Source organism: Pseudomonas kielensis, from assembly GCF_030505375.1.
Classification (GTDB): Bacteria; Pseudomonadota; Gammaproteobacteria; order Pseudomonadales; family Pseudomonadaceae; genus Aquipseudomonas; species Aquipseudomonas kielensis.
In genome coordinates this window covers 2609244-2625587 of sequence record NZ_CP130043.1, presented here as the reverse complement: position 1 = coordinate 2625587, position 16344 = coordinate 2609244, and the positions used below count along the sequence as shown (strand labels likewise).

At 61.8% G+C, this 16344-nt stretch carries 15 protein-coding genes and 1 riboswitch; of the genes, 9 read left to right on the top strand and 6 right to left on the bottom strand.

Annotated features, from left to right (window positions below; genetic code table 11):
• Nucleotides 1-128 precede the first annotated feature (128 nt).
• From Q1W70_RS12170 to Q1W70_RS12155, 4 genes are all read left to right on the top strand, one after another.
• Nucleotides 129-1124, top strand: a complete 996-nt coding sequence (locus tag Q1W70_RS12170; RefSeq protein WP_182342713.1) for an ArsR/SmtB family transcription factor — start codon at nt 129-131, stop codon at nt 1122-1124.
• 19 nt (nt 1125-1143) lie between these two features.
• The gene (gene metK / locus Q1W70_RS12165; protein WP_166592314.1) at nt 1144-2334 is read left to right on the top strand and encodes a methionine adenosyltransferase; all 1191 of its coding nucleotides are present in this window, start codon (nt 1144-1146) and stop codon (nt 2332-2334) included.
• Nucleotides 2335-2486: 152 nt separating this feature from the next.
• The gene (ligB, locus tag Q1W70_RS12160) at nt 2487-4172 is read left to right on the top strand and encodes an NAD-dependent DNA ligase LigB (RefSeq protein ID WP_302098844.1); all 1686 of its coding nucleotides are present in this window, start codon (nt 2487-2489) and stop codon (nt 4170-4172) included.
• Between the two features lie 93 nt (nt 4173-4265).
• Nucleotides 4266-4661, top strand: coding sequence for a DUF1090 domain-containing protein (locus Q1W70_RS12155; protein ID WP_095164451.1), 396 nt, complete (start codon nt 4266-4268; stop codon nt 4659-4661).
• Nucleotides 4662-4727: 66 nt separating this feature from the next.
• Here the strand turns inward: Q1W70_RS12155 and Q1W70_RS12150 are convergent, their stop codons facing one another.
• Nucleotides 4728-5177 (bottom strand): c-type cytochrome, encoded by a 450-nt coding sequence (locus Q1W70_RS12150; RefSeq protein WP_166592316.1) that lies wholly within the window; start codon nt 5175-5177, stop codon nt 4728-4730.
• 129 nt (nt 5178-5306) lie between these two features.
• On the opposite strand from Q1W70_RS12150, the gene mltA reads away from it, so the two are divergent.
• Nucleotides 5307-6479 carry a murein transglycosylase A gene (gene mltA / locus Q1W70_RS12145; protein WP_166592317.1) on the top strand — a complete coding sequence of 391 codons (1173 nt, stop codon included), beginning with the start codon at nt 5307-5309 and terminating at the stop codon, nt 6477-6479.
• A 9-nt stretch (nt 6480-6488) separates the two neighbouring features.
• On the opposite strand, the gene Q1W70_RS12140 is transcribed toward mltA, so the two are convergent.
• Both Q1W70_RS12140 and Q1W70_RS12135 read right to left on the bottom strand, forming a co-directional pair.
• On the bottom strand, nt 6489-6872 hold the full coding sequence (locus tag Q1W70_RS12140; RefSeq protein ID WP_166592318.1) for an MAPEG family protein: 384 nt from the start codon (nt 6870-6872) through the stop codon (nt 6489-6491).
• 38 nt (nt 6873-6910) lie between these two features.
• Nucleotides 6911-7744 carry an EamA family transporter gene (locus Q1W70_RS12135; protein WP_182342719.1) on the bottom strand — a complete coding sequence of 278 codons (834 nt, stop codon included), beginning with the start codon at nt 7742-7744 and terminating at the stop codon, nt 6911-6913.
• 193 nt (nt 7745-7937) lie between these two features.
• Here Q1W70_RS12135 and Q1W70_RS12130 point away from each other — a divergent pair, with 193 nt between their 5' ends.
• Complete coding sequence (locus Q1W70_RS12130; protein WP_166592320.1) at nt 7938-9113, top strand: MFS transporter; 1176 nt, start codon at nt 7938-7940, stop codon at nt 9111-9113.
• Here the strand turns inward: Q1W70_RS12130 and Q1W70_RS12125 are convergent.
• From Q1W70_RS12125 to Q1W70_RS12115, 3 genes are all read right to left on the bottom strand, one after another.
• The gene (locus Q1W70_RS12125) at nt 9094-10956 is read right to left on the bottom strand and encodes a DUF3857 domain-containing transglutaminase family protein (RefSeq protein ID WP_302098843.1); all 1863 of its coding nucleotides are present in this window, start codon (nt 10954-10956) and stop codon (nt 9094-9096) included. The genes Q1W70_RS12130 and Q1W70_RS12125 overlap by 20 nt on opposite strands.
• A gap of 128 nt (nt 10957-11084) precedes the next feature.
• Complete coding sequence (locus tag Q1W70_RS12120; protein ID WP_166592322.1) at nt 11085-11966, bottom strand: formate/nitrite transporter family protein; 882 nt, start codon at nt 11964-11966, stop codon at nt 11085-11087.
• A 65-nt stretch (nt 11967-12031) separates the two neighbouring features.
• Complete coding sequence (locus tag Q1W70_RS12115) at nt 12032-12436, bottom strand: acyl-CoA thioesterase (protein WP_166592323.1); 405 nt, start codon at nt 12434-12436, stop codon at nt 12032-12034.
• Between the two features lie 197 nt (nt 12437-12633).
• Nucleotides 12634-12736, top strand: a riboswitch (S-adenosyl-L-homocysteine riboswitch).
• A 22-nt stretch (nt 12737-12758) separates the two neighbouring features.
• On the opposite strand from Q1W70_RS12115, the gene ahcY reads away from it, so the two are divergent.
• The 3 genes from ahcY (at nt 12759) to Q1W70_RS12100 (ending at nt 16336) form a co-directional block, all read left to right on the top strand.
• Nucleotides 12759-14168: an adenosylhomocysteinase gene (gene ahcY, locus Q1W70_RS12110; RefSeq protein WP_166592324.1), complete on the top strand. Its 1410-nt coding sequence runs from the start codon at nt 12759-12761 to the stop codon at nt 14166-14168.
• Between the two features lie 154 nt (nt 14169-14322).
• Nucleotides 14323-15168: a methylenetetrahydrofolate reductase [NAD(P)H] gene (metF, locus tag Q1W70_RS12105; protein WP_185818089.1), complete on the top strand. Its 846-nt coding sequence runs from the start codon at nt 14323-14325 to the stop codon at nt 15166-15168.
• An 85-nt stretch (nt 15169-15253) separates the two neighbouring features.
• Nucleotides 15254-16336: a hypothetical protein gene (locus Q1W70_RS12100; protein ID WP_302098842.1), complete on the top strand. Its 1083-nt coding sequence runs from the start codon at nt 15254-15256 to the stop codon at nt 16334-16336.
• The last annotated feature ends 8 nt before the right edge of the window (nt 16337-16344 follow it).

Below are 16344 nucleotides of genomic sequence, written 5' to 3'. Positions count from 1 at the left end.
GTGAAACCTTTCCGCACTTGGTTTGTAGAGTAAGGTTCGGCGAAAGAAGTGCCATCCATCGAGCAATATCAAAACTTTTTGATATTGAACTTGCGGGGATTTCTAGGCGTGACTAGACTGCCGGCCTTATGAACTTACGCGCGCCTTCCATTCGCCCAGACGATTGTGATGAGCTGGCGGCCCTGTGCAAGGCCGGCGGCGATCCGTTGCGCCTGAATGTATTGCGCGCCCTGGCCAATGACTCGTTTGGTGTACTGGAGCTGGCGCAGATCTTTGCCACCGGCCAATCCGGCATGAGCCACCACCTCAAAGTGCTGGCCCAGGCCGACCTGGTGGCGACTCGCCGCGAAGGCAATGCGATTTTTTACCGGCGCGCCCTGCCCCACACCGAATTGCCAGGCGGCAAGCTGCATGCCGCCCTGCTCGAAGAAGTCGACAACCTGACCCTGCCCGGCGACGTGCAATCGCGTATCGCACAGGTCCACGGACAACGGGCTGCCGCCAGCCAGGACTTTTTCTCACGGGTTGCGGACAAATTTCGCGCCCAGCAAGACTTGATCGCCGGCCTGCCGCAGTACCGCGAAAGCGTGCTGGCGCTGCTCGACAAGCTGACTTTCAGTGAGACGGCCACAGCGATTGAAGTCGGCCCCGGGGATGGCAGTTTTCTCCCGGAACTGGCCCGGCGTTTCAGTCAGGTCACGGCGCTCGACAATAGCCCGGCGATGCTCGAACTGGCGCGCCAGGTGTGTGAACGGGAAATGCTGACTAACGTCAGCCTGCAGTTGGCCGATGCCCTGAATGGCGTGAGCCTGGCAGCCGACTGCGTGGTACTGAATATGGTCCTGCACCATTTCGCCGCCCCGGCCGATGCGCTCAAGCACATGGCCGGCTTGCTACAACCAGGCGGCAGCCTGCTCGTGACAGATTTATGCAGTCACAACCAAAGTTGGGCCAGGGAGGCCTGCGGTGATCTTTGGTTGGGGTTTGAACAGGACGATCTGGCCCGTTGGGCCACCGCTGCGGGACTCGTTCCCGGGGAAAGTCTCTATGTAGGCTTACGTAATGGTTTCCAGATCCAGGTCCGCCATTTTCAGCGACCGGCTGGCAACACTCACCATCGGTAAATTTCAGGAAAACATCGAGATGAGCGAATACTCCCTTTTCACCTCCGAGTCCGTGTCTGAAGGGCATCCGGACAAAATCGCCGACCAGATTTCTGATGCGGTGCTGGACGCAATCATTGCTGAAGACAAGTTCGCCCGCGTGGCGTGCGAGACGCTGGTGAAAACGGGCGTGGCGATCATCGCCGGCGAAGTCACTACTTCCGCCTGGGTTGACCTGGAGCAGATCGTTCGTGATGTCATCACCGACATCGGCTACAACAGCTCCGACGTTGGTTTTGACGGCGCAACCTGCGGCGTGATGAACATCATCGGCAAGCAGTCCCCGGACATCAACCAGGGTGTCGACCGTGCCAAGCCAGAAGACCAGGGCGCCGGCGACCAGGGCCTGATGTTCGGCTACGCCAGCAACGAGACCGACGTGCTGATGCCTGCGCCGATCACCTTCTCGCACCAACTGGTGCAGCGCCAGGCCGAAGCCCGTAAATCCGGCCTGCTGCCGTGGCTGCGCCCGGATGCCAAGTCCCAGGTTACCTGCCGCTACGAAGGCGGCAAGGTCGTCGGTATCGACGCCGTCGTCCTGTCGACCCAGCACAACCCGGACGTGTCGTACAAAGACCTGCGCGAAGGCGTGATGGAGCTGATCGTCAAGCACGTACTGCCGGCCGAACTGCTGAGCAAGGACACCCAGTTCCACATCAACCCGACTGGCCAGTTCATCATCGGTGGCCCGGTTGGCGACTGCGGCCTGACCGGTCGCAAGATCATCGTCGACAGCTATGGCGGCATGGCCCGTCACGGCGGCGGCGCGTTCTCCGGCAAGGATCCATCGAAGGTTGACCGTTCGGCCGCCTACGCCGGTCGCTACGTGGCCAAGAACATCGTGGCCGCCGGCCTGGCCGAGCGTTGCGAGATTCAGGTGTCCTACGCCATCGGCGTCGCTCAGCCTACCTCGATCTCGCTGAACACCTTCGGCACCGGCAAGATCAGCGATGACAAGATCGTCAAGCTGGTACGCGAAGTGTTCGACCTGCGTCCTTACGCCATCACCAAAATGCTCGACCTGCTGCACCCGATGTATCAGGAAACCGCAGCCTACGGCCATTTCGGTCGCACGCCGCAAACCAAGACCGTGGGCGACGACACCTTCACCACGTTCACCTGGGAAAAAACCGACCGCGCCGACGCCTTGCGCGCTGCCGCCGGCCTGTAAGCCCAACGGCCTGCAACACAAGCCCCGCCCGGTTCGCCGCGCGGGGCTTGTGCTTTTTCGGGGGCGCGACACACCCTGCAAAGCACTGTGCAACACCCGCTTCGGTCCTGATCTAGCCTTGAGTTTCTCCCCCTCGGGCAAGGACGCTCACGATGCCGGCTCACTTCCCTCTGTTGCTCGGCTTATGCCTGGGCAGCGCCTGCCTGCTGGCCAATGCCACCACCTGCCCCGATTGGCCCGCCGAGCGCGCGACTGCTGAAATCGAGGCCCTGCAGCAACAGATCCAGCGCTGGGACGAGCGCTATCACCGCCAAGGCCAGTCTCCGGTGGCAGATGAGCTCTATGACCAGTCTCGCGCCCGGCTCAGCACCTGGCGTAGCTGCTTCAATGCGCACGCCAAAGCCGACAATCCGTTACTGACCGCTCGCGGCACCCTGGCCCACCCCACACCCCATACCGGCCTGGACAAGCTCAGCGACGGCCAGGCCGTCAACGACTGGCTCGCCTCGCGCCAGCAGGTCTGGGTGCAGCCCAAGGTCGACGGGGTGGCGGTGACCCTGGTTTACCAGCAGGGCCGACTGGCCCAGGCCATCAGTCGTGGCGACGGCATCCTGGGACAGGACTGGACCGCCCAGGCCCGCAAGCTCAGCGCCGTCCCCCAGCAATTGCCGCAAGCCATTGACCTGCTGGTGCAGGGCGAACTCTATTGGCGCCTGACCGATCACGTACAGGCCACGGCGGGCAGCCGCAGTGCCCGCAGCAACGTGGCCGGGCTGATGGCCCGCAAGACCCTGCAACCCCAGGAGGCCGAGGGGATCGGTCTGTTTGTCTGGGACTGGCCCCGGGGTCCCGTCGAGTTGCCGGCCCGTGCCGCCGCCCTGGCTGCCCTGGGGTTCGGCGACACGCAGCCCTTCAGCCAACCGGTGGAAACCTTTGCCGACGCCGAGCACTGGCGCGAGCACTGGTATCGCACGCCCCTGCCGTTCGCCACGGACGGCATTGTCCTGCGCCAGCAACAACGGCCGCCTGCCGCCCGCTGGCAAGCCCGGTCGCCGTATTGGGCCATCGCCTGGAAATACCCCTTCGCCCAGGCCTTGGCCGAGGTGCGCAAGGTGCACTTCAAGATCGGCCGCACCGGACGCATCACCCCGGTGCTGGAGCTTGCCCCCTTCACCCTCGATGACCGACAGATCAGGCGAGTCAGCGTCAGTTCACTGGAGCGTTGGCAACGCCTGGACATCCGCCCCGGCGATCATGTCGCAATCAGCCTGGCCGGCCTGACGATCCCGCGGCTCGACAGCGTGGTACTGCGCAGCACCGAACGCGCCCAGGTCCTGGTGCCGCGCGCTGAAGACTTCCATCCCCTGAGTTGCTGGCAACCGACCCCCGGCTGTGAAAGCCAGTTCCTGGCCCGCCTGACCTGGCTCAGTGGCAAGCAGGGCCTGGCCTTGGCCCAGGTAGGACCCGGCACCTGGGAGAAGCTGGTCAAGGCCGGCCGTATCAAAGGGTTACTGGATTGGTTGACCCTCGATGCCCAAGAGCTTGCTACCATTGACGGTTTCGGCGAACGCAACAGCGCACGCCTGATGGAGAGTCTGCAGCGTGCCCGCCAGCAACCATTCGCCCGCTGGCTAAAGGCCTTGGGTGTTCCGCCCACGGGCGCGGCAAGGCTGGTAGGCCCATGGCCATTGCTGGCACAGCGAGACACCGCTCAATGGTTAGCCGAAGGTGCCATCGGCCCGGGCCGCGCGGCGCAGTTAAGCGCCTTTTTTCGCGACCCGCACGTGCTGGCCTTGAGCGAACAATTACGGGCTGCCGGTATCGACGGATTTCAGTGACCGGGATACCTGCACCCTTGAACCGAATGAGTATCGATGCGCTCAAACAGACCATCTGCTCGCCGACTTGATTACCTGTTGAACGGAGCTTTCATGAAACGTCTTTCACCGCTCGCCCTGTTAACCCTGTGCAGCGTCCTGGCTGCCCCACTGATGGCGGCCGAACAAGCCCCGGAACTCACCGGCTGCGCCGCCAAGCGCCAGTCCATCAGCACCCAGATCGAGCAGGCCAAGGCCCACGGCAATGCCGAGCAACAGGCTGGCCTGGAAAAAGCCCTGAGCGAAGTCACCGCCCACTGCACCGATGCTTCCCTGAAGAAAGAGCGCGAAAGCAAGGTGCTCGATGCCAAGCACGAAGTCAGCAAGCGTCAGGCCGACCTCGACAAGGCGATGAAAAAGGGCGATCCGGAGAAGATCAACAAACGTAAAGACAAACTCGCCGAGTCCCGCAAGGAATTGCAGGAAGCGCTGGACGAGCTGGACAAGTAAGCACTACACCGAACCCAGGTTGTGCAGGAGCTGGCGGCTAGCCAGCTCCTGCAACAGCCAGTGCACTCAGTGATCGCGAAACTCTTTATGACAGGCACTGCACGCGTCTTCGACTTTCTGCACCGCAGGGCCGAGGTTGCTCGCCTTGTAGGGCTGGACCTGGCTGGCAACCACCAGTTCAGCGGTGGCCGCTTCCAGCGTGCGGGCCATTTCCTGGAAACGAGCCTGCTTCTGCCAGACCTCATCCTTGGCGCTGCTGTGATCCTCCTCGCGAACCTGGGGAAAATGCTTCCACGGCTCCCGGGACAGGGCGTCGAGCTTGACGGCGCCCTCGGCAAAACGCGGACCGTCGAACGGTATGCGCCCACGCAACATGCCGCCCAGGTCTTCGCCGGTCTTGAGCATTTGCTTGAAGATCGCCTTGCGCTGACCCAGCGGCGAGTTCGGATCGACACCGCCGCAGGCAGACAGCGTCAGGCAGGCCAGCAATACAACAGAAATTCTTTTAAGAGTCATGGTGGCTCAAGGTCACGGAAATCGGCGGCCAGTATCCTCGCCTGATCCACAAAGACCAATAGCCCTATTAACAATAAGGGTTGCCAGAGTGCCTGACGGCCTCCGGCAGCCGGTCACAGGAAGTACCGCATGAACAGTCGTTTCAAGGCCTGGCGCAAGCATCTGGGCTGGACCTTTCCGATGATCGCCCTCCTCGCCGGTTGCAACGGTGGCGATAGCACCAAACCGCAAACCCACGCACTCGCCACCTATTCCAGCGCGACCTGGGACGCCTTGCCGGCGGTGTCCGATAGCGACCTACTGGCCGGGTTCGGTTCCTGGCGCAGCGCCTGCACCCGCCTCAAGGCCGATCCCGTCTGGGGCGCGCCCTGCGCCGCGGCGGCCAACGTGCCACAAGACGCCACGGCGATTCGCGCCTTCCTCCAGGAACAGCTTCAGGTCTACGGCCTGCGCTCCTCCGGCGGCAATGCCAACGGCTTGATCACCGGTTACTACGAACCGGTGTACCCCGGCAGCCTGACGCAGACCCCGGCAGCCAACGTGCCGATCTACGGCGTGCCGGAAGACATGATCATCGTCTCCCTGGACAGTCTTTACCCCGAGCTCAAGGGCAAGCGCCTGCGCGGCCGCCTCGAAGGGCGAGTGCTCAAGCCTTACGATGACGCCGCCACCATCGGAACCCAAGGGGTCAAGGCTCCGGTAGTGGCCTGGTTGACAGACCCGATGGACCTGCAATTCCTGCAGATCCAGGGCTCGGGCCGGGTCCAGCTGGCCGATGGCCGGCAACTGCGCATCGCCTATGCCGACCAGAACGGCCACCCGTATCGGCCCATTGGCCGCTGGCTGGTGGAACAGGGCGAACTGAAGAAAGAAGAAGTGACCATGGGCGCCATCAGCGCCTGGGCCAAGGCCAATCCGACCCGCATTCCCGAACTGTTGGCCAGCAACCCGAGCTATGTGTTCTTCACCCGAAACCCCGACAGCAACGAAGGCCCGCGCGGCTCGCTGAACGTGCCGCTGACCTCGGGTTACAGCGTGGCGGTGGACCGCAAGGTGATTCCGCTGGGCAGCTTGCTGTGGCTATCGACCACTCGCCCCGATGGCACCCCACTGGTTCGCCCGGTGGCCGCACAGGACACCGGCGGCGCGATCACGGGCGAAGTGCGCGCCGACCTGTTCTGGGGAACCGGCGATGCCGCCGGGCACTTGGCCGGCGACATGAAGCAGCAGGGGCAGATCTGGATGTTGTGGCCGAAAGGCGCGCCGCTGCCTGAACTGCCACAGGTGCCTGACACCAAGTGACTGGCCGTATCAGATCGAGACGAAAAAGAAGCTGATGATCAGGCCGACGCCGACAAACCACACCAGCGACCGCAGGATCGCCCAGTCGGCCAGGTAGCAGATGATGTACAGCAGCCGGCTGGTGATGAACAACACCGACAACACGTTGATCGTCACCAGCTCGGCGTTGCCGGCCAAATGCGCAACGATGACCGCCGCGGCGAATGCCGGGGTGATCTCGAAACTGTTGAGTTGGGCCGCATGCGCGCGCTTGGCGAAGCCGTCCAGGGTCAACGCAAACGAACGCGGGTCATGGTTGTCCCGCAGCCGGTAGCCGCCGCCGATCTTGGCGACGGCCGTGCACAGGTACGGCAGGAAAATTGCGATCAAGATGCACCACAGAGCCACAGTCATTACCGATTCCTTCTTTTTGGGGTTTTATGAGCCTTGGCTCAGAACTTCATCACGAGCATGCCAATCAGCACCAGCCCACAGGCTAAGAGCCGCGGTCTGCCGAAAGGTTCTTTGAGGTAACGCATACCAAAGAGCACCACCAGGATCACGCTGATCTCGCGCAACGCTGCCGCTTCGGCAATCGACCCCAACTGCATGGCCCAGAGCACCAAAGCGTAACTGAACAACACGCAGAATCCGACCGCCAGCCCCAGCCGCCACTGCTCTCGCCAGAACAGCATGAACGCCGGCCGCTTGCGCACCATGGCCAGCAATGGGAACGGCCAGGCACTGAGCAACGTGACCCAGACCAGGTAATCCAGCGGGTGCGACCAGCGACGAATCGCCTGGCCATCGATGAACGTGTAGCAACCGATGCACAGGCCGATCAACGCCACCACCGGCAGCATCGTCCACGGCAAGCGCTCGCCACCACCGCCCTGCCACAGCAGACAGAGCATGCCGAACGGGATCAGCAGGATGCCGAGGATCTGCTGGGTGCTCAGCACTTCGCCGGCGAAGATCAGGGTCAACACCAACACCACCAGCGGCGACAACCCGCGCATCAACGGATAGACCAGGCCCAGGTCACCCACCCGGTAAGCCTGGATCAGCAGGTAGCGATAGAGCAGCTCAAAGGCCGCCGACGCGAGGATCCACGGCCAGATGTCCAGCGGCGGCAAGCTCACGAACGGCAGCGCCAACGCCACGAACAACAGCGCCACGCTGTCCATGCAGGCCACCACCAGCAAACGTTCGGCGCTGAACTTGATCAGGGTATTCCAGGCCGCATGCAACAGCGCCGCCACCAAAACCAGAACTGTCGCGAGCACGTAGCCTCCTTGCCCTAGTGAATTGATTCGCCATATGTCAGTAGCTGTTTATACTGCAAGCGACCACGCCGCACTCACTTGCGCACATACTTATTCCAATAAATTTCTGCTGCAACCTGACTCTTCAACGACTCGGGAGCCGGCAGGCGTTCGCCTGATCAAAGCGTCAAGACTACCCATAGAGACCTTGCGCATGCCACTGGCCTTGCTTGCTTTGGCCGTTGCCGCTTTTGGCATCGGCACCACCGAATTCGTCATCATGGGCCTGCTGCCCGATGTCGCCCGCGACCTCGCGGTGAGCATCCCCGACGCCGGCCTGCTGATTACCGGCTATGCCCTGGGCGTGGTGTTCGGCGCCCCGATCCTCGCGATCGGCACCGCCAACATGCCCCGCAAGGCCACATTGCTGGGCATGACGCTGATGTTCATCCTCGGCAACATCCTCTGCGCCCTGGCGCCAAACTACGCCACGCTGATGGCGGCCCGGGTGATCACCGCGCTGTGCCATGGTGCCTTTTTTGGCATCGGCTCGGTGGTCGCCGCCGGCCTGGTGGCACCGAACAAACGGGCCCAGGCGATTGCGCTGATGTTCACCGGCCTGACCCTGGCCAATGTGCTGGGCGTGCCCCTGGGCACGGCCTTGGGTCAATACGCCGGCTGGCGCTCGACGTTCTGGGCGGTGTCGGTCATCGGGGTGATTGCGGCCCTCGCCCAATGGCTGTGGCTGCCCAAGGACATCGCCATGGACAAGGCCAACCTGGCCAGTGAGTTCAAGGTGCTGGGCAAGCCCAGTGTCCTGCTGGCACTGGGCATGAGCGTGCTGGCATCCACCAGTCTGTTCAGCGTGTTTACCTACATCGCGCCGATCCTGCAGGACATCACCGGCGTCAGCCCCCACGGCGTGACCCTCATGCTGCTGCTCTTCGGCGTGGGCCTGACGGCGGGCAGCATGCTTGGCGGCAAGCTGGCCGACAGCCGGTTGCTTCCATCACTGGTGGGCATGGCACTGGCGGTCATGGTGGTATTGGCGGCATTCAGCCAGACCAGCCACTCGGTGATCCCGGCAGCCATTACCCTGGTGCTCTGGGGGATATTTGCCTTTGCCCTGTGCCCGATCCTGCAACTGCTGATCATCGACCAGGCCCATGAAGCGCCCAACCTGGGCTCGACCCTGAACCAGAGCGCCTTCAACCTGGGTAACGCTGCCGGCGCCTGGATCGGCGGCCTGGTGGTGGCCAGCGGCGCCGACCTCGCAGACCTGCCCTGGACCGGCGCGCTGGTCAGCGGCCTGACCGTGCTGACCGCGCTGTACTTCATCTACCGGCAACGCCGGGCGAGCGCCCTGGCGCTTAAAGCGACTGCACAATGATCTGGCTTTTCAGGTCATTGGCCGCGGCCTCAGCCATGGCTTTCATCGACTTGAAGTCATCCGGGGTGCACACCGCGCCCGGCTGCTTGAAGTCGAAGCGGCGCTTGACCAACACCGCGTTGCCCTCGCGGGCATAGGTCGAACTGTAGTCAAACCGCTCGTGGTTCAGTGTCACGTTCTTCGGTGCCGCGAGAATGCTGACATCCTGCGGGAACTCAAAACGCGCCTGCTCCTCGGTCACCCCGGAAATACAGGTGAACGCCTGAGTCCGCTCCGGCTCCATGAGCAGGCTGAAGACACTTTGCGCAATCCCGCCGGCAAGGCTGCTCATGGTCAGCACGCCAATCGGACCCGGAAGATTGACCAGGTTTTCCACGCGCCCGGCCATGCTCATTTCATAACCCTGGCCGCTCCCCTCGAACTTCCCGGCATCAAACGTGCCGCTGCCGTTGAGCCCGTAGGACGCGAGGACCTGCTGGATCAGCAGGTCGCGGTCGGCGGGTTTCATCGACTTGACGCCATAGCGATTCACCTCGGCGGCCCAGCCGATCACAGTGGAGGTATGGCTGAAGTCGGCAGCGCCTTTTGACGAAACCTTGAACAGCAAGCTGTTTTCCACCAGGCCCTCTTGTGAGGTCGGCGTGTGCCCAACATCACCGGACTTGCTCAGCACCACCGGCTTGTCCAGCACCGGCACCGGCAGGTAACCCGCGGCAATGCCTTCGGCGGTGGAATCGAGATACAGGTTCAGGCTCGGCACATAGGTGATGGCGTGGTTGAGCAGCCCCAGCGTCGGCACCTTGGGCAACACATAGGCATTGCCCAGGTTGACCAGGGCCGGTGAACTCTCGATCCCCACGGCCGCCAGCATGGCTTCCAGCAGTGCAACGTGGTCCTTACAGTCGCCATAGCGGTTGGCCAGAATCGTGTCCACCGGATGGGGCACCACACCGCCTGGGCCGACGTAGACCGCAACATAACGAATGTGCTTGCGCACCCAGTCGCTCAGCGCAATCGCCTTGGCCCGGGGCGTGTCGAGCCCGGCCGTGAGGCTGTTGGCGAGGTCCTGGATCTGCGGTGTCAGGGTACTGTGGGCTCGTGCATCGTAGGCCTTGGCGAATGTGGCGAAATCGCCGAATGTCGACACGGCCAGGTATTGGCCGTAGTCCAGGTAAGACACCGCCCCCTGCTCGATTCGCGCCTTTTGCGCAGGCACATAGTCCCAGCGATAGACTTTACGTCCCGGCCCGGCGGCCGGTGTGCTCGCGGTAAAGCCCTTGGCATCGGCGTGCAGCGGCATGTCGGCCGGCAAGTCATAGATCAGGGTGAATTGCCGGGTCGGGAAAAACGCCGGGTAGGACAGGTCTTCGAAATGGCCAGGAAACAGCGCCGTGCTGCGCTTTTTCTTGAACTGAACCACCAGCCGGTCGCCCACGGCCACCTCAGGGAAGATCACCACCTTGAGCAGTGTGTCCTGGAACATCGGGGCATCCGCAGACGCTCGCTCCTGCTGCTCCTTGATCTGGTCGGCCTTGACCTGCACTTTGCGTCCGTCAGGCTTTTGCGTATACGCCTGGACCACCTCCAGGGTTTCCAGGGTCCGGTTGTAACTCATCGAACGTTGCGCCCAGGCCTTGATCGCCCGTTCTTCGTTGATCAGGTGCACCGTTTCCAAGGTCGCCACAAAACTGCCGTCGGCATTGACCACATGGGTCTGGATTTCTTTCTCGATGGTGATCGAAAGGTCAGTGCCATCGTCCTTGGCCTGGGCGGTGCCCACAACCAGGACAGACACCAGCAGCGCACTCAGAAGGCGCGCAGGGGAGAAGCCTGAGAACTGCATAAAGATCCGTCTTTTTCATGAATGGGAAGCGTTCGCAATATACAGCAAGCGCTGCCCCATCATTTCGGCATCTTTGAATAATTGTTCAAATTCAGGCTCTTACCCGCGCAGCAGGGTGAACCTGGGGCTCATTTGTCCGGCGTGTGCGGACCGGCCACAGGCGCTTCTGTGTTCTTCGGCGGTCCACTCTCGCTGCGAATTTGCGCATGACTGAGCAGGGCAAAGATGAAGCTGCCGCCAATGATGTTCCCCGCCAGCGTAGGACCTGCAAACACCAGCCAGAAGTCCGCCCACGACAATTGGCCCGCGAACACCAGGTAGGAGACCTCAGCCGAACCGACCACGATGTGGGTGAAGTCCCCCAGTGCCATCAGGTAAGTGATGAGGATGATGATCCACATCTTGGCGCTTTCCATGGAAGGGATCATCCAGACCATGGTGGCGATCATCCAGCCCGAGACGATGCCCTTGGCGAACATCTTGCTGGCGTCGTTCTCCATGACCTTGCGCCCGATATCGAGGAAGGCCAGGTCGGTCCGGGTGTCGAAAATCGGCAGGTGCAACATCACGTAGGCCACCAGCAAGGTCCCACACAGATTGCCAAACAAGACCACCGTCCACAGGCGCAACAGCCGGCCGAAATTGTTCAACGTGGGTTTGGTCATGACCGGCAGCACGGCGGTCAGGGTGTTTTCCGTGAATAACTGCTGGCGGGCGAGGATCACCGCCAGGAACCCGGCGCAGTAGCCAAAACTGGCGATCACCTTGAAGGCTTCGCCCTCCGGCAGTCGCGAGTTCAGCAGCCCCATGGCCATCAGCGACAGGCCCATGGTCAAGCCGGCGGCCAAGGCAGACCACCAGAGCGCGGCGACACTGCGCTCCAGCTCCTGGTCACCCTGGGTGCGGATAATTTCATGCAGCACCGCCGCGCGCGGTGGCTGGTTCTTGTCGACGTCGTGCTGTTCCTGCGCCGAAAGGTTCGGGGTCTTGCCGTCTTTTTCAGTGTTCATGGAGTCCGCAACCTGTGGCGTGTCGTTTAAGTACGACACGCGAGGTGCGGCATACGTTCTGTGTTTTATTCGACGCCGGCGCCATCCTGGAACTGGTCCTTGACGTATCTGATCTCGGTCCGCCCGTGCGCGGCCGGCAGGCCGTCCTCGCCGAGGTTCACAAAGACCATCTTCTCCACCGTGAGGATGCTCTTGCGAGTGATCTTGTTGCGCACTTCGCAGGTCAGGGTGATCGAGGTACGACCGAATTCGGTGGCGGTGATGCCCAGTTCGATGATGTCGCCCTGGCGCGAGGCGCTGACAAAGTTGATTTCGGAAATGTACTTGGTGACTACGCGCTGGTTGCCCAGCTGGACAATGGCATAGATCGCCGCTTCTTCGTCGATCCAGCGCAACAGGCTACCGCCGAACAGCGTGCCGTTGGGGTTGAGGTCTTCGGGTTTTACCCATTTGCGGGTGTGGAAATTCATGCTCACTCCTGACCGTCTTGCCGATTGATGCCGACCATCATGGCAGAGCCCGACGCAGAGCTCTACGCAGCATCGACTATGGTCTCGATCAAGATTATCAACCAGCCGACAGAAACCCTTTGGAAGATCCGCCCGGCCCGCTATAATCGCCCCCGTTTCAAAACGGTCATCTTCAATTGCTACCGTTTTCCCGCCACCTGTCCGAGGGGCGCTGCAGCAGGTTCGACCTGTCAGGCTCGGATGGGGCGTTGCCTGGCCTTGAACCGCCAGACTCTAAACGCACAACGGCGCCCATTCGCCTACTTACGAATGGAGGCTCTTCATGAGCGCTGTCAACACGCCTGCAGATTTCAACGACTACAAAGTCGCCGACATGTCCCTGGCTGCCTGGGGCCGTCGCGAAACCATCATCGCCGAATCGGAAATGCCGGCCCTGATGGGTCTGCGCCGCAAGTACGCCGAAGAGCAACCGCTCAAAGGCGCGAAGATCCTCGGCTGCATCCACATGACCATTCAGACTGCCGTGCTGATCGAAACCCTGGTTGCCCTGGGTGCCGAAGTGCGCTGGTCGTCCTGCAACATTTTCTCGACTCAAGACCAGGCTGCCGCGTCCATCGCCGCTGCCGGCATTCCGGTTTTCGCCTGGAAAGGCGAGACCGAAGAAGAGTACGAGTGGTGCCTGGAGCAAACCATCCTGAAAGATGGCGCGCCTTGGGATGCCAACATGATCCTCGACGACGGCGGCGACCTGACTCAGTTGCTGCACGACAAGTACCCACAGGTTCTGGATCGCGTCCACGGCGTGACCGAAGAAACCACCACCGGCGTGCATCGCCTGCTGGACATGCTGGCCAAGGGCGAGCTGAAAATCCCGGCCATCAACGTCAACGACTCGGTGACCAAGAGCAAGAACGACAACAAGTACGGCTGCCGTCACAGCCTCAACGATGCGATCAAGCGTGGTACCGACCACCTGCTGTCCGGCAAACAAGCGCTGGTCATCGGCTACGGTGACGTGGGCAAGGGTTCGGCCCAGTCCCTGCGTCAGGAAGGCATGATCGTCAAGGTTTCCGAAGTTGACCCGATCTGCGCCATGCAAGCCTGCATGGACGGTTTTGAACTGGTATCGCCGTTCATCGACGGGATCAACACCGGCACCGAAGCAAGCATCGACAAAGCGCTGCTGGGCAAGATCGACCTGATCGTGACCACCACCGGTAACGTCAACGTTTGCGACTCGAACATGCTCAAGGCCCTGAAGAAGCGCGCTGTTGTCTGCAACATCGGCCACTTCGACAACGAAATCGACACCGCTTTCATGCGCAAGAACTGGGCATGGGAAGAAGTGAAGCCACAGGTGCACAAGATCCACCGCACCGGCCCTGGCGATTTCGACGCACAAAACGACGACTACCTGATCCTGCTGGCCGAAGGTCGCCTGGTGAACCTGGGTAACGCCACCGGTCACCCAAGCCGCATCATGGACGGTTCGTTCGCCAACCAGGTCCTGGCACAGATCTTCCTGTTCGGCCAGAAGTACGCCGACCTGTCGCCAGCCCAGAAAGCCGAGCGCCTGACCGTTGAAGTACTGCCGAAGAAACTCGACGAAGAAGTGGCCCTGGAAATGGTCCGCGGTTTCGGCGGCGTTGTGACTCAACTGACCAAGACCCAGGCCGACTACATCGGCGTGACCGTCGAAGGCCCGTTCAAGCCGCACGCTTACCGTTACTAACAGACGCTGACCGTTCGCTCTCCCTGTGAGAGCGAGCTTTTGTGGGAGCCGGGCTTGCCCGCGATGGCATCGCAGGCAAGCCAGCCCCCACAAAAGCCCGCTCCCACCTGGGCAGTGCAGCTTCGAAGGTTCTCGTGTTTCCAAGGATATGACCATGTCCCAAGATCGTCGCTACAGCTTCGAGTTCTTCCCGACCAAGACCGATGCTGGGCATGAAAAGCTGCTCGCCACTGCCCGTCAGCTGGCCACCTACAACCCCGATTTCTTCTCCTGCACCTATGGCGCTGGCGGTTCGACCCGTGATCGCACCATCAACACCGTGTTGCAGCTGGAAAGCGAAGTCAAAGTCCCTGCCGCCCCGCACCTGTCCTGCGTCGGCGACAGCAAGGCCGACCTGCGCGCCCTGCTGAGCCAGTACCAGGCGGCAGGCATCACCCGGATCGTTGCCTTGCGTGGCGACTTGCCGTCGGGCATGGGCATGGCCAGCGGTGAACTGCGCCACGCCAATGACCTGGTGCAATTCATTCGTGAAGAAACCGGTGATCATTTCCACATCGAAGTCGCCGCCTACCCGGAAATGCATCCGCAAGCGCGCAATTTCGAAGACGATCTCACCAACTTCGTGCGCAAGGCCAATGCTGGCGCCGACAGTGCGATCACCCAGTACTTCTTCAACGCCGACAGCTACTTCTACTTCGTCGAGCGTGTACGGGCGATGGGCGTGAACATCCCGATCGTGCCGGGTATCATGCCGATCACCAACTACAGCAAGCTGGCGCGCTTCTCTGATGCCTGCGGTGCGGAAATCCCGCGCTGGATCCGCAAGCAGCTGGAAGCCTACGGCGACGACACCCAGAGCATTCAGGGTTTCGGCGAGCAGGTGATCACACAGATGTGTGAGCGTTTGTTACAAGGCGGCGCACCAGGGCTGCATTTCTATACCCTGAACCAGGCGGATCCTAGCCTCGCTGTCTGGAACAATCTGAAACTGCCACGCTAATCACGGCAGTGCATTCAGAAAAAAGGCCCTGGCGAACCCCAGGGTCTTTTTTTTACTTGTCACTCAACCGGGAAAACTGCAGTAGATGTCGACACCCAGCTCAACGCCAACCCCACAACTGATCTACCTGGTCTACGGTACCTGCACTTACCACCAGGAAGCACTCTTCAGTATTGCCAGTGCGTTGGCGGGCCTGCGCAAAACGCCGGGGGAAGCGCTCGACATCCAGGTCTTCACCGACAACCCGGCGCCCTACCGCGACCTGCCGGTACGGATTCGCCAGTTCGACGAAGCCACCCGCCAGGGCTGGATCGCGCCCCACGGCTACCACTTCCGTGCCAAACACGCGGTCATGCAACAGGTCCTGGCCGAGTCGGAACTGGCCCTGCTGATCGACACCGACACCTTCTTCCACTGCTCGCCCCTGGAGCTGTTCCGGCGCATCCAGCCCGGCACCCTGCTGTGCAACACCCTCGGCATGTCCTACGGCAGCAACAAGCAGACCCGCCTCTACCAGACCCTGGCCGAGGTGCTGCAACAGCGACAACTGGCAGACGACCAGATGCCCCTGCTGAACTCCGGGGTCATCGGCCTGTACCGCGAAGATGCCGACATCCTCGCCCACTCCCTGGCCCTGATGGACGAGTTTTATCCCCTGGCCCAGGGCGCCTACACCCTTGAGGAGTTCTGCCTGTCGGTGGCCGCCTACCGTCAGCGTGAGGTGCGCGATTGCCCGGACCTGATCCATCACTATTGGAGCCGCAAGGAGCTGTTTCGCGCCAAGACCAATGCCTGGCTTGAAAAACACCGCTCCAACCTCACCAGCACCCTGGCCCTGGACGAAACGTCACTGGTAACGGCGACTCTGCCGCGCCCACCGACCCTGCAGCGCCTGGCCTATAAGATCGTGACCCTGGCCTTGCCCCGCCAGCAGCGCCAGTTCATGCGCGAAATCCTCTACGGCTGCTACCGCCATGCCAATCCGTTTGATCAGGCCTGTACGCCGGTCTGGTGGGAAAAAGCCCATGCCAATGTGGAAAAACGCCTGAAACGACCGCTGGAAAACGATCAACTGGAGCGCTGGTTCAACCACCCGATCAACCGCCTGGTTCTGGGCCGGCGACGCCAGGCCATCTACCTACACCTGATGCAGGCAAAAGGCGACTAAGCCTCAGG